This window comes from Ruania alba, from assembly GCF_900105765.1.
Lineage (GTDB): Bacteria > Actinomycetota > Actinomycetes > Actinomycetales > Beutenbergiaceae > Ruania > Ruania alba.
In genome coordinates this window covers 1285105-1300199 of sequence record NZ_FNTX01000002.1, presented here as the reverse complement: position 1 = coordinate 1300199, position 15095 = coordinate 1285105, and the positions used below count along the sequence as shown (strand labels likewise).

Annotated in this window: 18 protein-coding genes; 13 read left to right on the top strand and 5 right to left on the bottom strand. The window is 69.5% G+C overall.

Annotated elements, in window-relative coordinates:
• Positions 1-44 precede the first annotated feature (44 nt).
• The 5 genes from BLU77_RS16240 (at position 45) to BLU77_RS16220 (ending at position 2417) form a co-directional block, all read left to right on the top strand.
• Positions 45-1022: a LacI family DNA-binding transcriptional regulator gene (locus BLU77_RS16240; RefSeq protein ID WP_175477161.1), complete on the top strand. Its 978-nt coding sequence runs from the start codon at positions 45-47 to the stop codon at positions 1020-1022.
• A 57-nt stretch (positions 1023-1079) separates the two neighbouring features.
• A complete protein-coding gene (locus tag BLU77_RS16235; protein ID WP_089774094.1) occupies positions 1080-1409 on the top strand; it encodes a nucleotidyltransferase family protein in 330 nt (109 codons plus the stop codon).
• Entirely contained in the window at positions 1406-1765 is a 360-nt protein-coding gene (locus BLU77_RS16230) for a HepT-like ribonuclease domain-containing protein (RefSeq protein WP_089774093.1), read from the top strand. Before BLU77_RS16235 ends, BLU77_RS16230 begins: the two co-directional genes overlap by 4 nt.
• 114 nt (positions 1766-1879) lie before the next feature.
• Complete coding sequence (locus BLU77_RS16225) at positions 1880-2113, top strand: hypothetical protein (RefSeq protein ID WP_089774092.1); 234 nt, start codon at positions 1880-1882, stop codon at positions 2111-2113.
• Positions 2004-2417, top strand: a complete 414-nt coding sequence (locus tag BLU77_RS16220; protein WP_342741473.1) for a type II toxin-antitoxin system PemK/MazF family toxin — start codon at positions 2004-2006, stop codon at positions 2415-2417. Before BLU77_RS16225 ends, BLU77_RS16220 begins: the two co-directional genes overlap by 110 nt.
• Before the next feature lie 56 nt (positions 2418-2473).
• On the opposite strand, the gene BLU77_RS16215 is transcribed toward BLU77_RS16220, so the two are convergent.
• Positions 2474-3481 (bottom strand): Gfo/Idh/MocA family protein, encoded by a 1008-nt coding sequence (locus BLU77_RS16215; RefSeq protein WP_217632480.1) that lies wholly within the window; start codon positions 3479-3481, stop codon positions 2474-2476.
• A 201-nt stretch (positions 3482-3682) separates the two neighbouring features.
• Here BLU77_RS16215 and BLU77_RS16210 point away from each other — a divergent pair, with 201 nt between their 5' ends.
• From BLU77_RS16210 to BLU77_RS16175, 8 genes are all read left to right on the top strand, one after another.
• Positions 3683-4699: an NAD-dependent epimerase/dehydratase family protein gene (locus tag BLU77_RS16210; protein ID WP_089774089.1), complete on the top strand. Its 1017-nt coding sequence runs from the start codon at positions 3683-3685 to the stop codon at positions 4697-4699.
• Positions 4699-5772 (top strand): dihydrodipicolinate synthase family protein, encoded by a 1074-nt coding sequence (locus tag BLU77_RS16205; RefSeq protein ID WP_089774088.1) that lies wholly within the window; start codon positions 4699-4701, stop codon positions 5770-5772. The genes BLU77_RS16210 and BLU77_RS16205 overlap by 1 nt, the downstream gene beginning before the upstream one ends.
• A gap of 105 nt (positions 5773-5877) precedes the next feature.
• Positions 5878-6675 carry a 6-phosphogluconolactonase gene (locus BLU77_RS16200; RefSeq protein WP_089774087.1) on the top strand — a complete coding sequence of 266 codons (798 nt, stop codon included), beginning with the start codon at positions 5878-5880 and terminating at the stop codon, positions 6673-6675.
• On the top strand, positions 6672-7724 hold the full coding sequence (locus BLU77_RS16195) for an N-acetylglucosamine-6-phosphate deacetylase (RefSeq protein WP_089774086.1): 1053 nt from the start codon (positions 6672-6674) through the stop codon (positions 7722-7724). Before BLU77_RS16200 ends, BLU77_RS16195 begins: the two co-directional genes overlap by 4 nt.
• A 194-nt stretch (positions 7725-7918) precedes the next feature.
• Positions 7919-8908, top strand: a complete 990-nt coding sequence (locus tag BLU77_RS16190) for an ABC transporter substrate-binding protein (protein ID WP_175477160.1) — start codon at positions 7919-7921, stop codon at positions 8906-8908.
• Complete coding sequence (locus tag BLU77_RS16185) at positions 8905-9945, top strand: FecCD family ABC transporter permease (protein ID WP_175477159.1); 1041 nt, start codon at positions 8905-8907, stop codon at positions 9943-9945. The genes BLU77_RS16190 and BLU77_RS16185 overlap by 4 nt, the downstream gene beginning before the upstream one ends.
• Positions 9942-10958, top strand: coding sequence for a FecCD family ABC transporter permease (locus BLU77_RS16180; RefSeq protein WP_089774083.1), 1017 nt, complete (start codon positions 9942-9944; stop codon positions 10956-10958). The genes BLU77_RS16185 and BLU77_RS16180 overlap by 4 nt, the downstream gene beginning before the upstream one ends.
• The gene (locus BLU77_RS16175) at positions 10955-11827 is read left to right on the top strand and encodes an ABC transporter ATP-binding protein (RefSeq protein ID WP_245708907.1); all 873 of its coding nucleotides are present in this window, start codon (positions 10955-10957) and stop codon (positions 11825-11827) included. Before BLU77_RS16180 ends, BLU77_RS16175 begins: the two co-directional genes overlap by 4 nt.
• A 90-nt stretch (positions 11828-11917) precedes the next feature.
• On the opposite strand, the gene BLU77_RS16170 is transcribed toward BLU77_RS16175, so the two are convergent.
• The 4 genes from BLU77_RS16170 to BLU77_RS16155 all read right to left on the bottom strand — a co-directional run bounded on the left by BLU77_RS16170 (position 11918) and on the right by BLU77_RS16155 (position 15070).
• Positions 11918-12694: an Rpn family recombination-promoting nuclease/putative transposase gene (locus BLU77_RS16170; RefSeq protein ID WP_175477158.1), complete on the bottom strand. Its 777-nt coding sequence runs from the start codon at positions 12692-12694 to the stop codon at positions 11918-11920.
• A complete protein-coding gene (locus tag BLU77_RS22960) occupies positions 12658-12930 on the bottom strand; it encodes an Rpn family recombination-promoting nuclease/putative transposase (protein ID WP_089774081.1) in 273 nt (90 codons plus the stop codon). The genes BLU77_RS16170 and BLU77_RS22960 overlap by 37 nt, the downstream gene beginning before the upstream one ends.
• A 130-nt stretch (positions 12931-13060) precedes the next feature.
• Positions 13061-13759 (bottom strand): FadR/GntR family transcriptional regulator, encoded by a 699-nt coding sequence (locus tag BLU77_RS16160; RefSeq protein ID WP_089774080.1) that lies wholly within the window; start codon positions 13757-13759, stop codon positions 13061-13063.
• Between the two features lie 24 nt (positions 13760-13783).
• Entirely contained in the window at positions 13784-15070 is a 1287-nt protein-coding gene (locus BLU77_RS16155; protein ID WP_089774079.1) for an enolase C-terminal domain-like protein, read from the bottom strand.
• Positions 15071-15095 lie beyond the last annotated feature (25 nt).

The window sequence follows — 15095 nt, the reverse complement described above, 5'->3', positions numbered from 1 at the left end:
GGAGTATCGTGCCGATGAACCGACGACGGACAGGGGGCGCACGCGTGAAGGCGACCATCTACTCGATCGCGCGAGAGCTCGACATCTCGGCATCGACTGTCTCGCGTGCCTTCTCCCGGCCGGACATGGTGAACACGAAGGTCCGCGAGCGGATCCTCGCGACTGCGGCGGCCCAGGGATACGAGCTCAACCGCGCCGCCCGCGGGCTCGCCACCGGGCGCACCGGACTGATCGGCCTGGTGGTGCTGGACATCACCAACCCCTTCTTCCCGCCACTGGTCCGAGCGGTCGAGCGCGCGGCGAGTGCGTCGGATGCGTCGGTGATGCTGCTCGACGCCGAGTCCGGCGGTCAGAAGGCCGCCGACCAACTCAAGCGCCTCAGCGCCCAGGTCGACGGACTGATCGTCGCTTCACCTCGCCTGGCCACCAAGGACCTGCAGGCAGCGGTTGGGTCGACGCCGACGGTGCTGGTCAACCGGGCGGTCCGCGGCATTCCCTCGGTGACCTGTGACAACTCTGCAGCTCTGCGGGAGGCGGGTGACCACCTGGTCGAGCTCGGTCACCGCAGGATCCTGCTGCTTCGCGGACCCGCAGGATCCTGGGCGGCAAGTCAGCGGACGAACGCCGTCCGCTCCTGGGCGCAGCAGACCTCGGCCGATGTCGAGCTCGTCGAGCTGGGACCCGTCGAAGCCACGTACGAGGCCGGCTGGCACGCAGCGGAGGCAATCGCTTCGAGCGGGGCGACGGCGATCATGGCCTTCGATGACTACCTTGCCTGCGGGGTGGTCGGCGGGCTCGACGAGCAGGGCCTGTCCGTCCCGAACGATCGCAGCATCATCGGCTGCGACGACGTGCTCCTTGCGCGCACCCTGACACCGCAGTTGAGCACTGTCACCGCTCCGTTCGAGGAGCTGGGCACCCGCGCGGTGACGCTGCTGAGCGAGGTCAGCGCGGGTGGAGCGCCAGGGAATCAGAAGTTGTCAGGGGAGTACGCGGCGCGGGGGACGACGGGGAGGGTCTGACGGCGACAGCTGGCCAGAGCGAGGGCCCCGGATCGGACCCACCGATACGATAGGGTCATGCCCGAACTCTCATCGCCAGCCCAAGGGCCGTTCAGCGGCTCTACGGGCCGGCGGGTAGCCGCACACCGTAGCGAGTTGCGCCGGGTGATGCGGCGCCATGGGCTGACCAACCCAGAGATCTTCGGCAGCACCGCCCGAGGGGACGACCACGAGAACAGCGACGTCGACATCTTGGTCGACATCCCGCCGGGCACCAGCATCATCGACCTCATTGGCATTCAGCATGCGCTCGAGGATCTCCTCGGTGTCCATGTCGACCTGGTCCCGCGCGACGGACTCAAGGAACGAGTGCGCGAGCGAGCGGCCAAGGACCTGGTCGCGCTGTGAGGCGCTCAGACATCGACCGCCTGAACGACATCGCGGACGCCATCGCCGCGATCCACTCGCACCTGCGGCACGGCCCGATCTCACGCGAACTTGTGATGGATGCCGTCGCGATGAGACTCCTTGAGATCGGCGAGGCAGTGAAGTCGCTGACCGCCGAGATCACTGACACTGAACCCGGAATCAGGTGGCGTGACATCGCAGGAATGCGGGACTTCCTGGCCCACCACTACTTCTCGACCAGTCCCGGCGTCGTTCAAGCCGTGATCGACAAGGACCTGCAGCCGCTGGCGGACGCGGTCCAACGTATGCGCAATGCACTCTCTACCGGGAACGAGCGCCCACCGAAGTCCGACTGAACCACGTGTCAATCGAACGACTTCCCGCCGCAATCACGCCACCAACTGGCGGCGCAACATGCCCTCCGCGGGCCTTCTCTCGAAATGTCTTACATCTCGTGAGACACTCAAGTTGTGGCCGCAACGATCACATTCCGTCCCGATGATGAGGCTCGGCTCGCACTCGATGAGTTGACCTCCGATGGAACTCCCGTGTCGCAGGCGGTGCGCGATGCCTTGGTCGAGGCGGCTGCCAAGCATGCGAAGTCCCGGCTACGGACCGAGGCTGAGGCTCTGGCTGCGGATCCCGATGACCGTGCTGAGGCCGCGCAGGTTTTGCGCGACATGGAGTCTCTGCGTGCGTGGTGATGTCTACCGTCTACGCGCACCCCGCGGTACCCGGGGTCACGAACAGCAGAGATCTCGCTACGCAGTCGTTGTGCAGTCCGATGATCTGCATCTCCTGTCGACCTGGCTGGTCGCTCCCACGTCGACGTCGGCACGCCCTGCCACATTCCGCCCGAGCGTTGAGATCGACGGCATCGAAACTCGCGTCCTCGCCGAACAGGCGAGCGCAGTCGATCCGAGCCGGCTCGGCGACCGGATCGGGCACCTGGGCTTCGATGAGTTGCGCGCGGTCGACGCCGCGCTGCGTGTGGTGATGAGCCTGTAGCGCGATGCGATGGCCCTCACCGTGGCGACGTGGTGGAGCCTGTCACCACAGTCTCGTCACAGCTCACTCAACGAGACCTGCCGGTGCTCACGCGTGCTCCGATGCACCGCTTCGGTGAATCGCATATAGCGCACGCCATCCTCGAAGGTCGTCCGGCGCACCTGCTCGGTGCCGCGGATCGCTGCCACGAACTCCTCTTCGACCCGCCATCCGGCCGCGGCGTCGGGCGGAACCGCCTCCGGTTCGGCGTCCCGCCGCTGAATCGTCAGCTCCCCGTCAGCGAAGGTCAGCGTGCCGTCGGTTCCGAGCATGTGCACGCCGTTCCCGGCCGACCGGCTCACCTGACTGATCGTCATCCGCAACTGACCACCCCCGGCCAATTCCCCGATGAGATCGACGTGGTCCGGCACGTCGACGGCGACAGTCCCACCAGCACCATCCGGTCGCACCGGGACGACCGTGCGCGCGAGCGCTGAGACGCGCGTCGCCTCCCCGACCCAGCGCATCACCTGCTCGTACCAGATTCCCAGCGTCATCACGTTGAGGCCACTGATGTCGACGTCCTGACGCCAGCTGCGAGGTGCCTGGCGGTCCGCGTACCCGGTCCGCATCGTCACGTCCACGCCGACCAGTTCCCCGATCGCTCCCTCGCCGATCAGGCGGGAAATAGCATCGTCATAGGGCAGCGTGAACGGCGCCGGCACGAGCTGCGCCGTCTGCTTCGGGTGCGTGCGCGCCGTGGCGAGCATCCGGCGAGCCTCGGCCAAGTCGCGCGCCATCCGCGCCTCGCACAGCACATGGTGCCCCGCCCGCAGTGCAGCCACGGTGACCGGCTCATGCATGTTCGGCCAGGTCCCGATCACGACGGCGTCCACGTCAGCATGGCCGACGAGATCCTGCCAGTGGTCATGGACCACGGGAATCCCGAACTCCTCAGCCACCCGGCTCCCCGATGCCCGGCTCCGGTTGGCGACGGCGACCACCTCGACACCGTCGATGGCCTGCAGCTTGGGCAGGTGGTGGCGCCGGGTGTTCGCTCCCGCTCCGACGACACCTACACGCACGGACTCGCCCACAACGTCCTCCAATCGTCTGGTTCACCCAGGTTCTCATATCGATGCTGCAATCGGTTGCATTTTTGGGCACGGATCCGTACCGTGTCCGCCATGGCCGCGCAGCGGTCGCCAGCGTCCCGATGCCGGGCGCAGCCGCGACCACCGCAGCGGCACAGTGCGGCACTCGCTCCCAACGAACTGGAACCTGTGATGAAGACTCTGCACGAGCTCGAGGAGGCCCTCGCGGTGCCCAGCGACGGGCTCATTCGTGACATGCGCGCCCTCGACGGCGACCTGGTCGTCCTCGGCGCGGGCGGCAAGCTCGGCCCCAGCCTGGTCTCACTGGCCGTGCGCGCGATCGAGCGCGCAGGAACCGGTGCGACGGTCTACGCGGTCTCCCGCTACGGCAGCGCGTCGTCTCGAGAGACGATCGAGCGAACGGGTGCGCGGATCGTGTCCGCCGACCTCAGCGACGACCGCGCGCTCGACGACCTCCCCGATGCGGCGAACGTCGTCTTCCTCGTGGGCGCCAAGTTCGGCAGCACCGGAGCTGAGGCCGCCACGTGGGCCACGAACGCCTACCTGCCCGGACGCGTGGCGCAGCGCTACGCCGGTTCCCGGATCGCAGCCCTGTCCACGGGGAATGTCTATCCGCTCGTGCCGGTGGCCGGCGGCGGCTCCCGCGAAGGCGACTCGCTCGGTCCGGTCGGAGACTATGCGATGTCCTGCCTGGGCCGGGAGCGCGTGCTCACCCACCTGGCCGGCACCACGCACACCCCCACCTCCCTGATCAGGCTGAACTACGCCGTCGAGATGCGCTACGGGGTACTGGTGGACATCGCCCGCGAGATCATGGCCGGCCGGCCGGTCGACGTGACCACCGGATTCGCGAACGTGGTGTGGCAGGGCTACGCCAACGAGGTGGTGCTGCGCTCGTTGCTGCACGCAGATGTGCCCCCGTTCGTGCTCAACCTCACCGGACCGGAGACGATCTCGATCCGCCAGGTGGCGAGTCAGCTCGCCGAACGGATGGGACGCGAGGTCGAGTTCACCGGCGAGGCGGCACCCACCGCACTGCTCGCCAATGCCGCCCGGTGCCACGGCTTGTTCGGCTACCCGGCGCTCACGCTCGATCAGCTCATCACGGCCACCGCCGACTGGGTCGCCTCCGGTGGCGAGACGCTCGGCAAGCCCACCAAGTTCCAGCAACGAGACGGGAAGTTCTGATGACCACCGCGACAGCACTCGACGCCTCGCCCGCCGTCGCCCGTTTCCGGGCCGGTGGCGTCATCCCCGCCCACCCGCTCGCGCTGACGAGCGACCGCAGACTCGATGAGCGCCGACAGCGAGCGCTGGGTCGCTACCAGATCGAGTCCGGGGCGCTCGGACTCGCGGTGGCCGTGCACTCGACGCAGTTCGCCATCCACGATTCGCATCAACACCTGCTCGAACCCGTCCTCACGCTCACGGCCGACGTCGCCCGGGAGTACCCGGCCGAGAACCCCCTGCTCGTGGCCGGCATCACCGGCCCGATTCGGCAGGCGGTGCGCGAGGCCGAGCTCGCCGCGTCCCTCGGCTACGACCTCGTGCTGCTCTCGCCCTACGGCGTCGGTGACGCGAGCGAGGACGATCTGATCGAGCGCGCCGCGGCGGTCGCTGCCGTGCTGCCGGTGATCGGCTTCTACCTCCAGCCCGCCGTCGGGGGCACGCGGCTCGCCCGCTCCTTCTGGGAGCGACTGGCCGCGCTGCCGAACGTCGTGGGCATCAAGATCGCCCCGTTCGACCGCTACGCCACGCTCGATGTGATCCAAGGTGTTGCCCGGTCCGACCGCGCCGATGAGGTGGCCCTGTACACGGGGAACGACGATCACATCGTGATGGATCTGCTCACCTCGTTCCCGGCTCAGACCACCAGCGGCGAGACCAGGCAGATGGAGATCGTCGGCGGGCTGCTCGGGCAATGGGCAGTGTGGGTGGGCGGCGCCGTCGACACACTGGCGCTCGCCGGCCGCGCCAAGCAGGGGGACGGCGAGGCGCTGGCGACCCTGCTGCGGATCAACCCCGCGCTCACCGATGCCAACGGGGTGATCTTCGATGCCGCGAACAGTTTCGCCGGCTGTATCCCGGGTATCCACGAGATCCTGCGCCGGCAGGGCCTGCTGGAGAATCTGGTCTTCCTCGACGAGAGCGAGGGCCTCTCCCCCGGGCAAGCCGAGGAGATCGACCGCATCTGGGCGGCCTACCCCCATCTGCGCGACGACGAGTTCATCGCGGAGAACCTTGACCGCTGGCTGGCCTAGCCCGTCGACCTCGCCAGGACGGCACCACCGCGCCACCGGAACCGATTGACCGTAGAACAACGCCACACTAGAGTAGTGCAACCGCTTGCAAGCGAAAGGAATGACATGCCCGTCACCGACGAGCTGGAGCCACGGGTCATCATGGGGGCCACCGTGGAGGAGACCGCTCGCGCAGCGGCCCAGCACGCCGCCGCAGCGATCATCGGGGCTATCCAGGATCACGGATCGGCACGCGTGGTCTTCGCCAGCGCCCCGTCCCAGGAGGCGATGCTGGCCGAGCTCTCGAGAGACGAACGCATCGACTGGTCGAAGGTCTCCTCCTTCCACATGGACGAGTACCTCGACCTGGCCATGGACCGGCCGCAGGCCTTCGGCCAGTGGCTCGCCGACCGCCTCCCGCTCACCGCTCTCCCCGGTTTTGAACGCATCCGCGCCGATGCCCACGACAGCGCGGCCGAGATCGCCCGGTACAGCGCCTTGCTTACCCGAGCACCGGTCGACGTGACGTGTCTCGGCGTGGGCGTCAACGGGCACATCGCCTTTAACGAGCCGGAGATCGCGGACTTCGCGGACCCCGGCTGGGTGCGGGAGGTCACGCTGGACCTGGTATCCCGGCAGCAGCAGGTCGACGACGGGCTGTTCGCCGACGTCTCGGAGGTACCCTCGCGGGCGCTCACGCTGACGGTGCCGGCCCTCGCCTCCGCCGCCACGATGGTGTGCACGGTCGTCGGCAGCCAGAAGGCACCTGCGGTGGCCCGGGCACTGACCGGTCCGGTGGAGCCGGCTTGCCCGGCGAGCCGCTTGCAAGAGCACCCCGGCGCCCGCTGGTTCCTCGATCGCGACGCGGCGAGCGAGCTCGATACGCACCCCGACGGATTGCCTGCGGCATCATCGACGCCATGACCACGCAGGAGCCAGGAAACCCCAGACACGTGACCTGGCCCGGCCTGGTCGATCTGCAGGTGAACGGCTATGGCGGTCTCGATCTGAACGCCCCTGAGGTCGACGCCGACCTGGTCATCGCGCTGACCCGGCGACTGTGGGCCGAAGGGACCACCACCTACCTGCCGACCCTCGTCACGGCGCCCGAAGCGCAGATCCTCGCAACGCTCCGTGCGATCGGCGAGGCACGCCGTCGGGATCCGCTCGTGGCGCATTCGATCCCGGGCGTACACATCGAGGGGCCTGCACTGAACCCCGACGACGGCCCTCGGGGCGCACACGACGGGCGCCACCTGCGTGACCCCGACCTGGCCGAGCTGGACCGGTGGCAGGAGGCCGGGGACGGGCTGGTGCGCATCGTTACCCTCGCCCCGGAACGGGATGGCGCACTGGAGTACATCCGCGGCGCCGCCGCACGGGGCGTGCGGGTCTCGCTCGGGCACTGCGCACCGAGCCCGGACCGGGTGCGCGAGGCGGCGGAAGCGGGCGCCAGCCTCGCCACCCACCTCGGCAACGGGACCTACCCCCAGCTGCCACGCCACCCGAACCATCTGTGGGCACAGCTCGCCGAGGACCGGCTGACGGCGATGGTGATCCCGGACGGGCATCATCTACCTGCCGACGTGCTCACCGTGTTCCTGCGAGCGACCGTTGACCGCTGCATCTTCACCTCCGACTCGGCCTCCCTCGCCGGCGCCGAGCCGGGCGAGTACCGCACACCGGTGGGCGGTGCGGTCACCGTCGCCGAGGACGGCCGGTTGACCCTGGCAGGAACCCCACTGCTCGCGGGGTCCGGCCGCTCGTTGCGCGCCTGCCTGGACTGGGCGCGCACGCACCTTCCCTTCCCCGAGGACGAGCTGGTCGGGATGGCCACGCACCGTCCGGCTGCCCTGCTCGGGCTCGAGGAGCGGGTCGGCCCCGACGGGGACCGCGTGCTAGTCGACCTCGACGGCACCGGCAGTCGGGTGCGTGCCGTGGACGTGGCCGGCATCCGCGTGGTGGAGCAGTAGCACCACGGCAGTGGCGCCACCCGGCCACCAGGCCGACCGCGGGCGGTGCGGAAGTCGTTCGTGCCGACCGCGGGACCAATATACGGAACGCTGTCTTTGCGAAATGATTTACATCGCGCTACTCTTTCGAAAATTTGCCCCACGGTTCGTCGCCTCGCCGGCGCACACCGACATCGATGGAGTCGCACCCCACCATGCCCCGGACCCGCTCAGCCCTCGCGCCCGCCGCGCTCCTGACCCTGCTGCTCTCCGCGTGCGGCACGGCCGCCACCTCGTCCGGCGAGGGCGGCGGCTCGGACGAGAACACCTCCGCCGTCACCGTCGAGCACGCGATGGGAAGCACCGACGTGGAGTGCACACCGCAGCGCGTCGTCACGCTCGGGCAGGGCCAGACCGACAGTGTCCTCGCTCTCGGCGTCACCCCCGTCGGCGTGGTGAGCCCGTGGACGGACGACTGGTACTCCTACCTCCCGGACGAGGTGAACGAGGCCGAGGTGCTCGGCACCGAGCTCGAGCCCGACCTGGAAGCGATCGCGGCCCTCGAGCCGGACGTCATCCTGGGTTCGAAGCTGCGCCACGAGGCGCTCTACGACCAGCTCTCCCAGATCGCTCCCACCGTCTTCTCCGAGACGATCGGCGTGACGTGGAAGGAGAACGTCTCGCTCTGGTCCGAGGCACTCTGTCTCGAGGAGGAGGGTGAGCAGATCGTCACCGAGTACGAGGAGCGGGCGGCTGCGCTCGGCTCCGCGCTCGCCGAGCGCGACGAGGCCGACACCGAGGTCTCCATGATCCGGTTCATGCCGGACCAGGTGCGCATCTACCTCACGGGGTTCCCCGGCTCGGTGCTGCGCGACGCCGGCCTGCAGCGGCCCGAGGCGCAGCAGGTCGAGGACTGGGCGTCCTCCGACCAGCTCATCGAGATCTCCGAGGAGCGGATCCCGGAGATGGACGGTGACGTGATCTTCCAGATGGTCTCCAGTGAGCACTACGCCCAGCAGGGCAGCCAGACCGTCGACGAGCAGATCGAACGGTGGACCAGCACCGACCTGTGGCAGAACCTTTCGGCGGTCCAGGCGGGCAACGTCGTCGTGGTGGACGAGAGCCACTGGAACCTCGGCGGCGGGATCGGCTCCGCCAATGCGATGCTGGACGACCTCGAGGATCACTTCCTGGACGGCGAGTGACCCCTCTCACCGCCACGCCGACGGCGCAGCGGGCCCGGTCAGGACCGGGCCTGCTGCGCCGTATCGGCGTCCCGGTGGCGCTGCTGGTCGCACTGGGAAGCGTCCTGGTCGCGAGCGCGGCGATCGGCTCGGTGCCGCTCCCGCTCCAAGAAGTCCTGGACGCCCTGGCCGGGGCGCGGGAGCTGGACGCGCACCTGATCGTGCAGGACTCCCGCCTTCCCCGCACGGCGAGCGGGATCGTGGCGGGCGTGTGCCTCGCCGTCTCCGGTGTGCTGCTGCAAGGCGCGACGCGGAACCCGCTCGCCTCCCCCACCCTGCTGGGTATCACCTCGGGTGCGGGGTTCGCGGTCGTGCTCACAGTGGCGGTGCTCGGCATGCCCTCCGGCTTTGCCGTCTGGGCAGCGTTCGCCGGCGGCGCGGGTGCGGCCGGGCTCGCACTCGCCCTGGCCAGCAGCGGGCGCGACGGGATGTCCCCGCTGCGCCTCGCCCTCTCCGGTGCGGTCATCTCCCTGCTGCTCTCGGCGTGGACCCGCGGGATCCTGGCGCTCAACGAGAGCCACTCGGACCAGGTGCGGCACTGGCTGGCCGGTTCGCTCGCCGGACGAGACGCGGCCGATGTACCGCCACTGCTGCCGGCCGTGGCCGTGTGCCTCGTCGCGGCCGTCGCCCTGGCCCGGCCGCTCGATGCGCTGGCCCTCGGCGATGAAGCGGCCGTCGGGCTCGGACAACGCCCGGCGCGCGTACGTACGCTCACCAGCGTGGTCGCCGTCGCGCTCGCGGCCATCGCGGTGGCCGTGGCCGGGCCGATCGCCTTCCTCGGACTGATGGTCCCGCACCTGGCGCGGTTCCTCGTCGGCGGCCGTCATCTGGAGGTGCTGCTCACCTCGGCGCTCATGGGGCCAGTGGTGCTGCTCGCCGCCGACATCGTCGGCCGGGTGATCGCGCGCCCGACCGAGGTGCAGGCCGGGGTACTGACGGCGCTGATCGGCGCACCCGTGCTGGTCTGGGTCGCGACGCGGGCAAGGATCGCCCGATGACCGCGACGACGCAGGTTCGCCCGGCGCGGCGACGCTCCCACGTGCGCATGCTGGTGCTGATCGTACTCATCGCGGTGCTGGGCACTCTCGCCACCGTCTCGCTCACGATCGGCTCCAGCGACATCCCTCCGCTGCAGGCGCTGCTGGCCGCCCTCGGCGTCGGGGAGTCCGGCGACGTGTTCGCGGTCCAGGTGCTGCGCCTGCCCCGGGTGCTCGTGGCCATCGCCGCCGGCGGGTGCCTCGGTGCCTCGGGTGCGCTGCTGCAGGGCTTGATGCGCAACCCGCTCGCCTCCCCGGACATCGTCGGAGTCACCGGCGGGGCGACCCTGGCCACCGTGCTCACCATCGGCGCCGGGGTGAGCCCGTCCCTGCTCCCGGTGAGCGCCGGCATCGGCGCCCTCGGTGCCACCGCACTCCTCGCCGCCCTGTCCCGGCACACCGGGACCTCCACGGTCCGCCTGGTCCTGGTCGGGATCGGACTGCACGCCATCGTCAGCGCCGCGGTCACGCTCGTGATCGCGCGCATCCCTGCCGACCGGCTGGGGGCGGCGGAGGTGTGGATGGCCGGGAGCCTGCACGCCCGCAGCACCACCCATGTAGTGATCGTGCTGCTCGGCGCCGCCCTGACGCTCCCCCTCGCCTACCTGCTGCTCCGCCGCCTCGGCGCCCTGGAGCTCGGCGACGAGATGTCGGTGGCGATGGGGGTCCCGACCCGGACCACCCGGACCCTGCTGCTCGTGGTCGCTGCCCTGCTGGCCGGTGTGGCCGTTGCCGTGGCCGGACCGATCGGCTTCGTCGCACTCGGCGCACCACACATCGCGCGACGCTTGGTTGGCCCCACCTCGGCTGCCATGCTCACCACCTCTGCGGGAGTCGGCGGCCTGCTCCTGGTGGCCGCGGACCTGATCGGCAGGACGATCCTCGGCACCACCGCGATCCCGGCCGGCATCATCACCGCCGCGCTGGGTGCTCCTTACCTCCTCTGGCTGCTCCATCAGACAGGACGACGATGACGAACGAGACCATGGACCGCACTCCCATCGACCTGAATCCGACCGCGCAGACCGCGGCACGGACCCCTGCCGGAACTCAGGTCCGGGTCGAGGGACTGCGGGTCGGCTATGCCCACGTGCCCGTCCTCGACGGCGTCGACCTGACCATCCCGACCGGCGCTGTCACGGCCATCGTCGGTCCGAACGGGTGCGGGAAGTCGACGCTGCTGCGGGCGATGGCGCGCGTGCTCACCCCCCAGGCAGGTGCCGTGGTGCTCGACGGCCGGCCAGTGCACCGGATGCCGACCAAGACTGTGGCCCGCATGCTCGGCCTGCTGCCGCAGAGCAACGTGGTGCCGGAGCAGCTGACCGTGCGCGACCTGGTGCAGCGGGGCCGCTACCCGCACCGCGGCGCCTTCGCACGCTGGTCACCCGAGGATCAGCGAGCCGTCGACGACGCGCTGCGCGACACCGGCACCACCGAGCTCGCTGATCGCCCGGTGGACGAGCTCTCCGGCGGGCAGCAACAGCGGGCCTGGGTCGCGATGGTGCTGGCCCAGCGGACCCCCGTGCTGCTGCTCGACGAGCCGACGACCTACCTGGACCTGGCACATCGGCTGGAGATTCTCCGGCTGCTGCGGCGGCTGAACGCCGAGCGCCGAGTGACCGTGGCGATGGTGCTGCACGACCTGGACGAGGCGTGCCGGTACGCCGACCACGTCGTGGCCATGCGCGACGGGGAGGTGGTCGCCGCCGGCCCGCCGCGGGACGTGGTCACCCCGGCGATGGTCGAGGCCGTGTTCGGGGTGCCGTGCACGACCGTTCCTGACCCGGTGACCGGCACCCCGATCGTGGTGCCGTTGGAGGAGGAGCACCCGGGTCCGCCCTGACCCGCTACCCGGCTCCTGCTCCGGCGGCGCCATCACGCAGAGTGACGTGCCCCTGGGTGGCTGACGTCCGTCCGGACGCCCACAGGCAGGTCAGCGGAGGACGTCGTCGATGCTCGCAGCGCCGGGCAGTCGGTCGACCCAGGCGTCAAGTTCCTCAGGAGTCGCAGCCTGGATCCGCTCAGTCTGCTCAGGGGTGGGTGGACCGAACCGCTGCACCAGCAGCCGGGTCAGCATGTGAGCAGCCCCTTCGGCGCGCCCCTTGGCGACGCCCTGTGCGACGCCTCGTTCGAGTGTGGTGGACATGTAGGCCTCCTGTGCATCTGGTCCAAGCTGGTGGAAGAACGTCTGCAACTCTTCCGGTTCTGTGTCGCTGACCTGGTAGGCGTACTCCATGATAGTCGCGAACATCCGATCCGCCCGGGTTCGCACCAGATCCAGCACATCCGGGGTGAACTCTTCCAGCACCTGCGCCAGGTGCTCCTGACGCGGCGCAAACCTCAGCATCGCCAACGCCAACCGCGCCGCCGGCGTCAACGGCGCCGCCAGCAACTCCTCCACACTCACCCCCGTCAGGTCATGCAGCACGAACTCATGCCGCGGCAACAACGCACCCAGTTCCCATTCGCCGACAGGCCCGTACAACCCAGCCAGGCTCGTGGGCACATTCCAGCGGCGCCGGCCCTGATACACCACAACCGGCAGCACGATCGGCAACCGCACCGACGATCCCGTCCCGCCTCGGCGCCGGGTAGCGCCGGTGCCCGACCCCACTCGAGCGTCCAGGTGACGCCACCAGATCCGGGTGACGTAGTCCAGGACCCGCAACGCCATCAACGGGTCAGGACTGGACTGATGCTCCACGAGCACATACACCAGCGTCGGCTCACGTTCAGCCGGGTGCTGAACAACAGGTCCGTATGCCGCTGGCGCATCTCCTCATCGACGAAACTGCCAGGCTCCAGCCGCAACCCGTCCTGGTCCAACCCGCCCGCAACCTCGGCAGGCAACACCGACGCCAGCACCGACGCCGCGTTCGCAGGCACCTCCACCACAGCACGGAACAACCCATCATGCGGGCTCGACCGCTCAGCTCTGCTCGCCATCCGAGCACCGTAGAACCGAACACCCCATCCCGCAGGCCTCACACCCGGGGCTGTGGATAACCCCTCGCCGGGCCCACAAGTCACCACAATGCGGCACTAGAACCGAGCACGCTCACGGCGCCATCGCCGGTCACCGCAGCTCGACGGGCCCCTCCCCCTCGGCGGCCCGCCGCAACCACGCCTCCACTCCCCCGATGTGCACGGTCAGCGCCGCGCGCGCCATCTCGGTGTCACGCCGGCGCAATGCCTCCAGAATGCCTCGGTGCTCGGCGAGCGTGCGGTCGGTCACGCCGTCCTGAGTGATCCCGCGCCAGACCCGCGCCCGCACCGTGGCACTGGTGAGCGAGTCGAGCAGGCTCGCCAGGTAGGTGTTGCCGCCGGCCGCTGTGATCGCGGCGTGGAAGCGCACGTCGTGGTCCACCAGCTCCTCCACCGTGGGCTCGGCAGGGAGTGCGTCCAGCTCAGCGGCGAGTGCATCCAGCTCTTCCGCCGTGATGCGCGTCGCGGCCCGCGCGGCGGCGTGCGGTTCGAGCAGCCGGCGTACCTCGAAGATCTCCAGCACGGAGTCGTCCTGATGCAGATCCACCACGAAGCTCATCGCCTCGAGCAGCAGGCCCGGCTCAAGCGAGGTCACATAGGTTCCATCGCCGCGCCGCACGTCCAGCACCCGGATGAGGTCCAGAGACTTGACCGCCTCGCGCAGGGAGTTCCGGGAGAGGCCGAGCCGTTCGCTGAGCTCCTTCTCCGGAGGAAGCCGTTGGCCGGGCCGCAGCTCACCGGAGACGATCATCTGCTTGATCGTCTCGATCGCGGTATCGGTCACGGCCACCGAATCATCCCACCTCTCGGCGGGTCAGCCCGCGGGAGTCCACGTGAACTCCTGGACGGATGCGGCATGCATCTCCGCGCCACTGCCGGGCCGCTGCGGGGCCCGATAGCGCGCGTTCTCGATCACCACCGGCTCGAGGAAGTGCTCGTGCAGGTGATCCACGTACTCGATCATCCGATCCTCGGTGGTGCCCGAGAGCGCCACGGCGTCGAACATCGACAGGTGCTGCACGACCTCGCACAGGCCCACCCCACCGGCGTGCGGGCATACACGCACCCCGAACTTGGCGGCGAGCAGCAGGATCGCGAGGTTCTCGTTCACCCCGGCCACGCGGGTGGCGTCGATCTGCACCACCTGGGCACCGCCGGCCTGCAGAAGCTGCTTGAACATCACCCGGTTGGCGGCGTGCTCCCCGGTGGCCACCGGCACCGGGTCCACCCCGCGCGCAATCGCGGCATGGGCGAGTACGTCGTCGGGGTTGGTGGGCTCCTCGATCCAGGCGAGGTCGAACTCGGCCAGGGCGTTCACCCATTCGATCGCCTCGGCGGTGTCCCAGCGCTGGTTCGCGTCGATGGCGATCTTCACGTCCGGCCCGACGGCGTCCCGTGCGATCCGTAGACGCCGCTTGTCATCCTCGAGGTCAGCACCGACCTTCAGCTTGATCTGGTGGTACCCGTCCGCCACCGCCTCCTTGCACAGGCGGGCGAGCTTCTCGTCCGAGTAACCGAGCCAGCCGGGGGTGGTCGTGTACGCGGGGTAGCCCTCAGCGAACAGGGTCGCCTCACGCTCGGCGCGCCCGGGTTCGGCGGCGGTGAGCAGTTCCAGTGCCTCGTCCCTGGTGAGCGCGTCGGTCAGGTAGCGGAAGTCCACGAGGTCCACGATCTCGGCCGGGCTGAGCCGGGCGAGCAGCTGCCACAGCGGCACTCCTTCGCGCTTGGCGCGTAGGTCCCACAGGGCGTTCACCACGGCGCCGACCGCCATGTGCGAGACGCCCTTCTCCGGGCCGAGCCAGCGCCACTGGGAGTCGTAGACCAGTTCCCGCCACATGCCGCCAAGGTCAGCGAGCATCGGCTCGACCTCCCGCCCGACGAGCTGTTCGGCCAGGCTGCGCACCGCAGCGGCCTGCACATCATTGCCGCGCCCGATGGTGAACACGAACCCGAATCCTGCGTGCTCGTCCTGAGCATCGGTGTCCACCCGGAGGTAGGCCGCCGAGTAATCCGGGTCGGGGTTCATCGCATCCGACCCGTCGAGGTCGGCGGACGTGGGGAAACGGATGTCGGTGACGTCGATGGCGACGACCTTGCTCATGGCAACCTCCCGTGGATACTGTGGT

Bases quoted from the DNA above. Each gene is read 5' to 3' on its own strand.
- BLU77_RS16235 (WP_089774094.1), top strand. From the start codon at position 1,080: ATGCCCGAACTCTCATCGCCAGCCCAAGGGCCGTTCAGCGGCTCTACG.
- BLU77_RS16220 (WP_342741473.1), top strand. From the start codon at position 2,004: ATGCGAAGTCCCGGCTACGGACCGAGGCTGAGGCTCTGGCTGCGGATC.
- BLU77_RS16210 (WP_089774089.1), top strand. From the start codon at position 3,683: ATGAAGACTCTGCACGAGCTCGAGGAGGCCCTCGCGGTGCCCAGCGAC.
- BLU77_RS16205 (WP_089774088.1), top strand. From the start codon at position 4,699: ATGACCACCGCGACAGCACTCGACGCCTCGCCCGCCGTCGCCCGTTTC.
- BLU77_RS16200 (WP_089774087.1), top strand. From the start codon at position 5,878: ATGCCCGTCACCGACGAGCTGGAGCCACGGGTCATCATGGGGGCCACC.
- BLU77_RS16195 (WP_089774086.1), top strand. From the start codon at position 6,672: ATGACCACGCAGGAGCCAGGAAACCCCAGACACGTGACCTGGCCCGGC.
- BLU77_RS16190 (WP_175477160.1), top strand. From the start codon at position 7,919: ATGCCCCGGACCCGCTCAGCCCTCGCGCCCGCCGCGCTCCTGACCCTG.
- BLU77_RS16180 (WP_089774083.1), top strand. From the start codon at position 9,942: ATGACCGCGACGACGCAGGTTCGCCCGGCGCGGCGACGCTCCCACGTG.
- BLU77_RS16175 (WP_245708907.1), top strand. From the start codon at position 10,955: ATGACGAACGAGACCATGGACCGCACTCCCATCGACCTGAATCCGACC.
- BLU77_RS22960 (WP_089774081.1), bottom strand. From the start codon at position 12,930: ATGGCGAGCAGAGCTGAGCGGTCGAGCCCGCATGATGGGTTGTTCCGT.
- BLU77_RS16155 (WP_089774079.1), bottom strand. From the start codon at position 15,070: ATGAGCAAGGTCGTCGCCATCGACGTCACCGACATCCGTTTCCCCACG.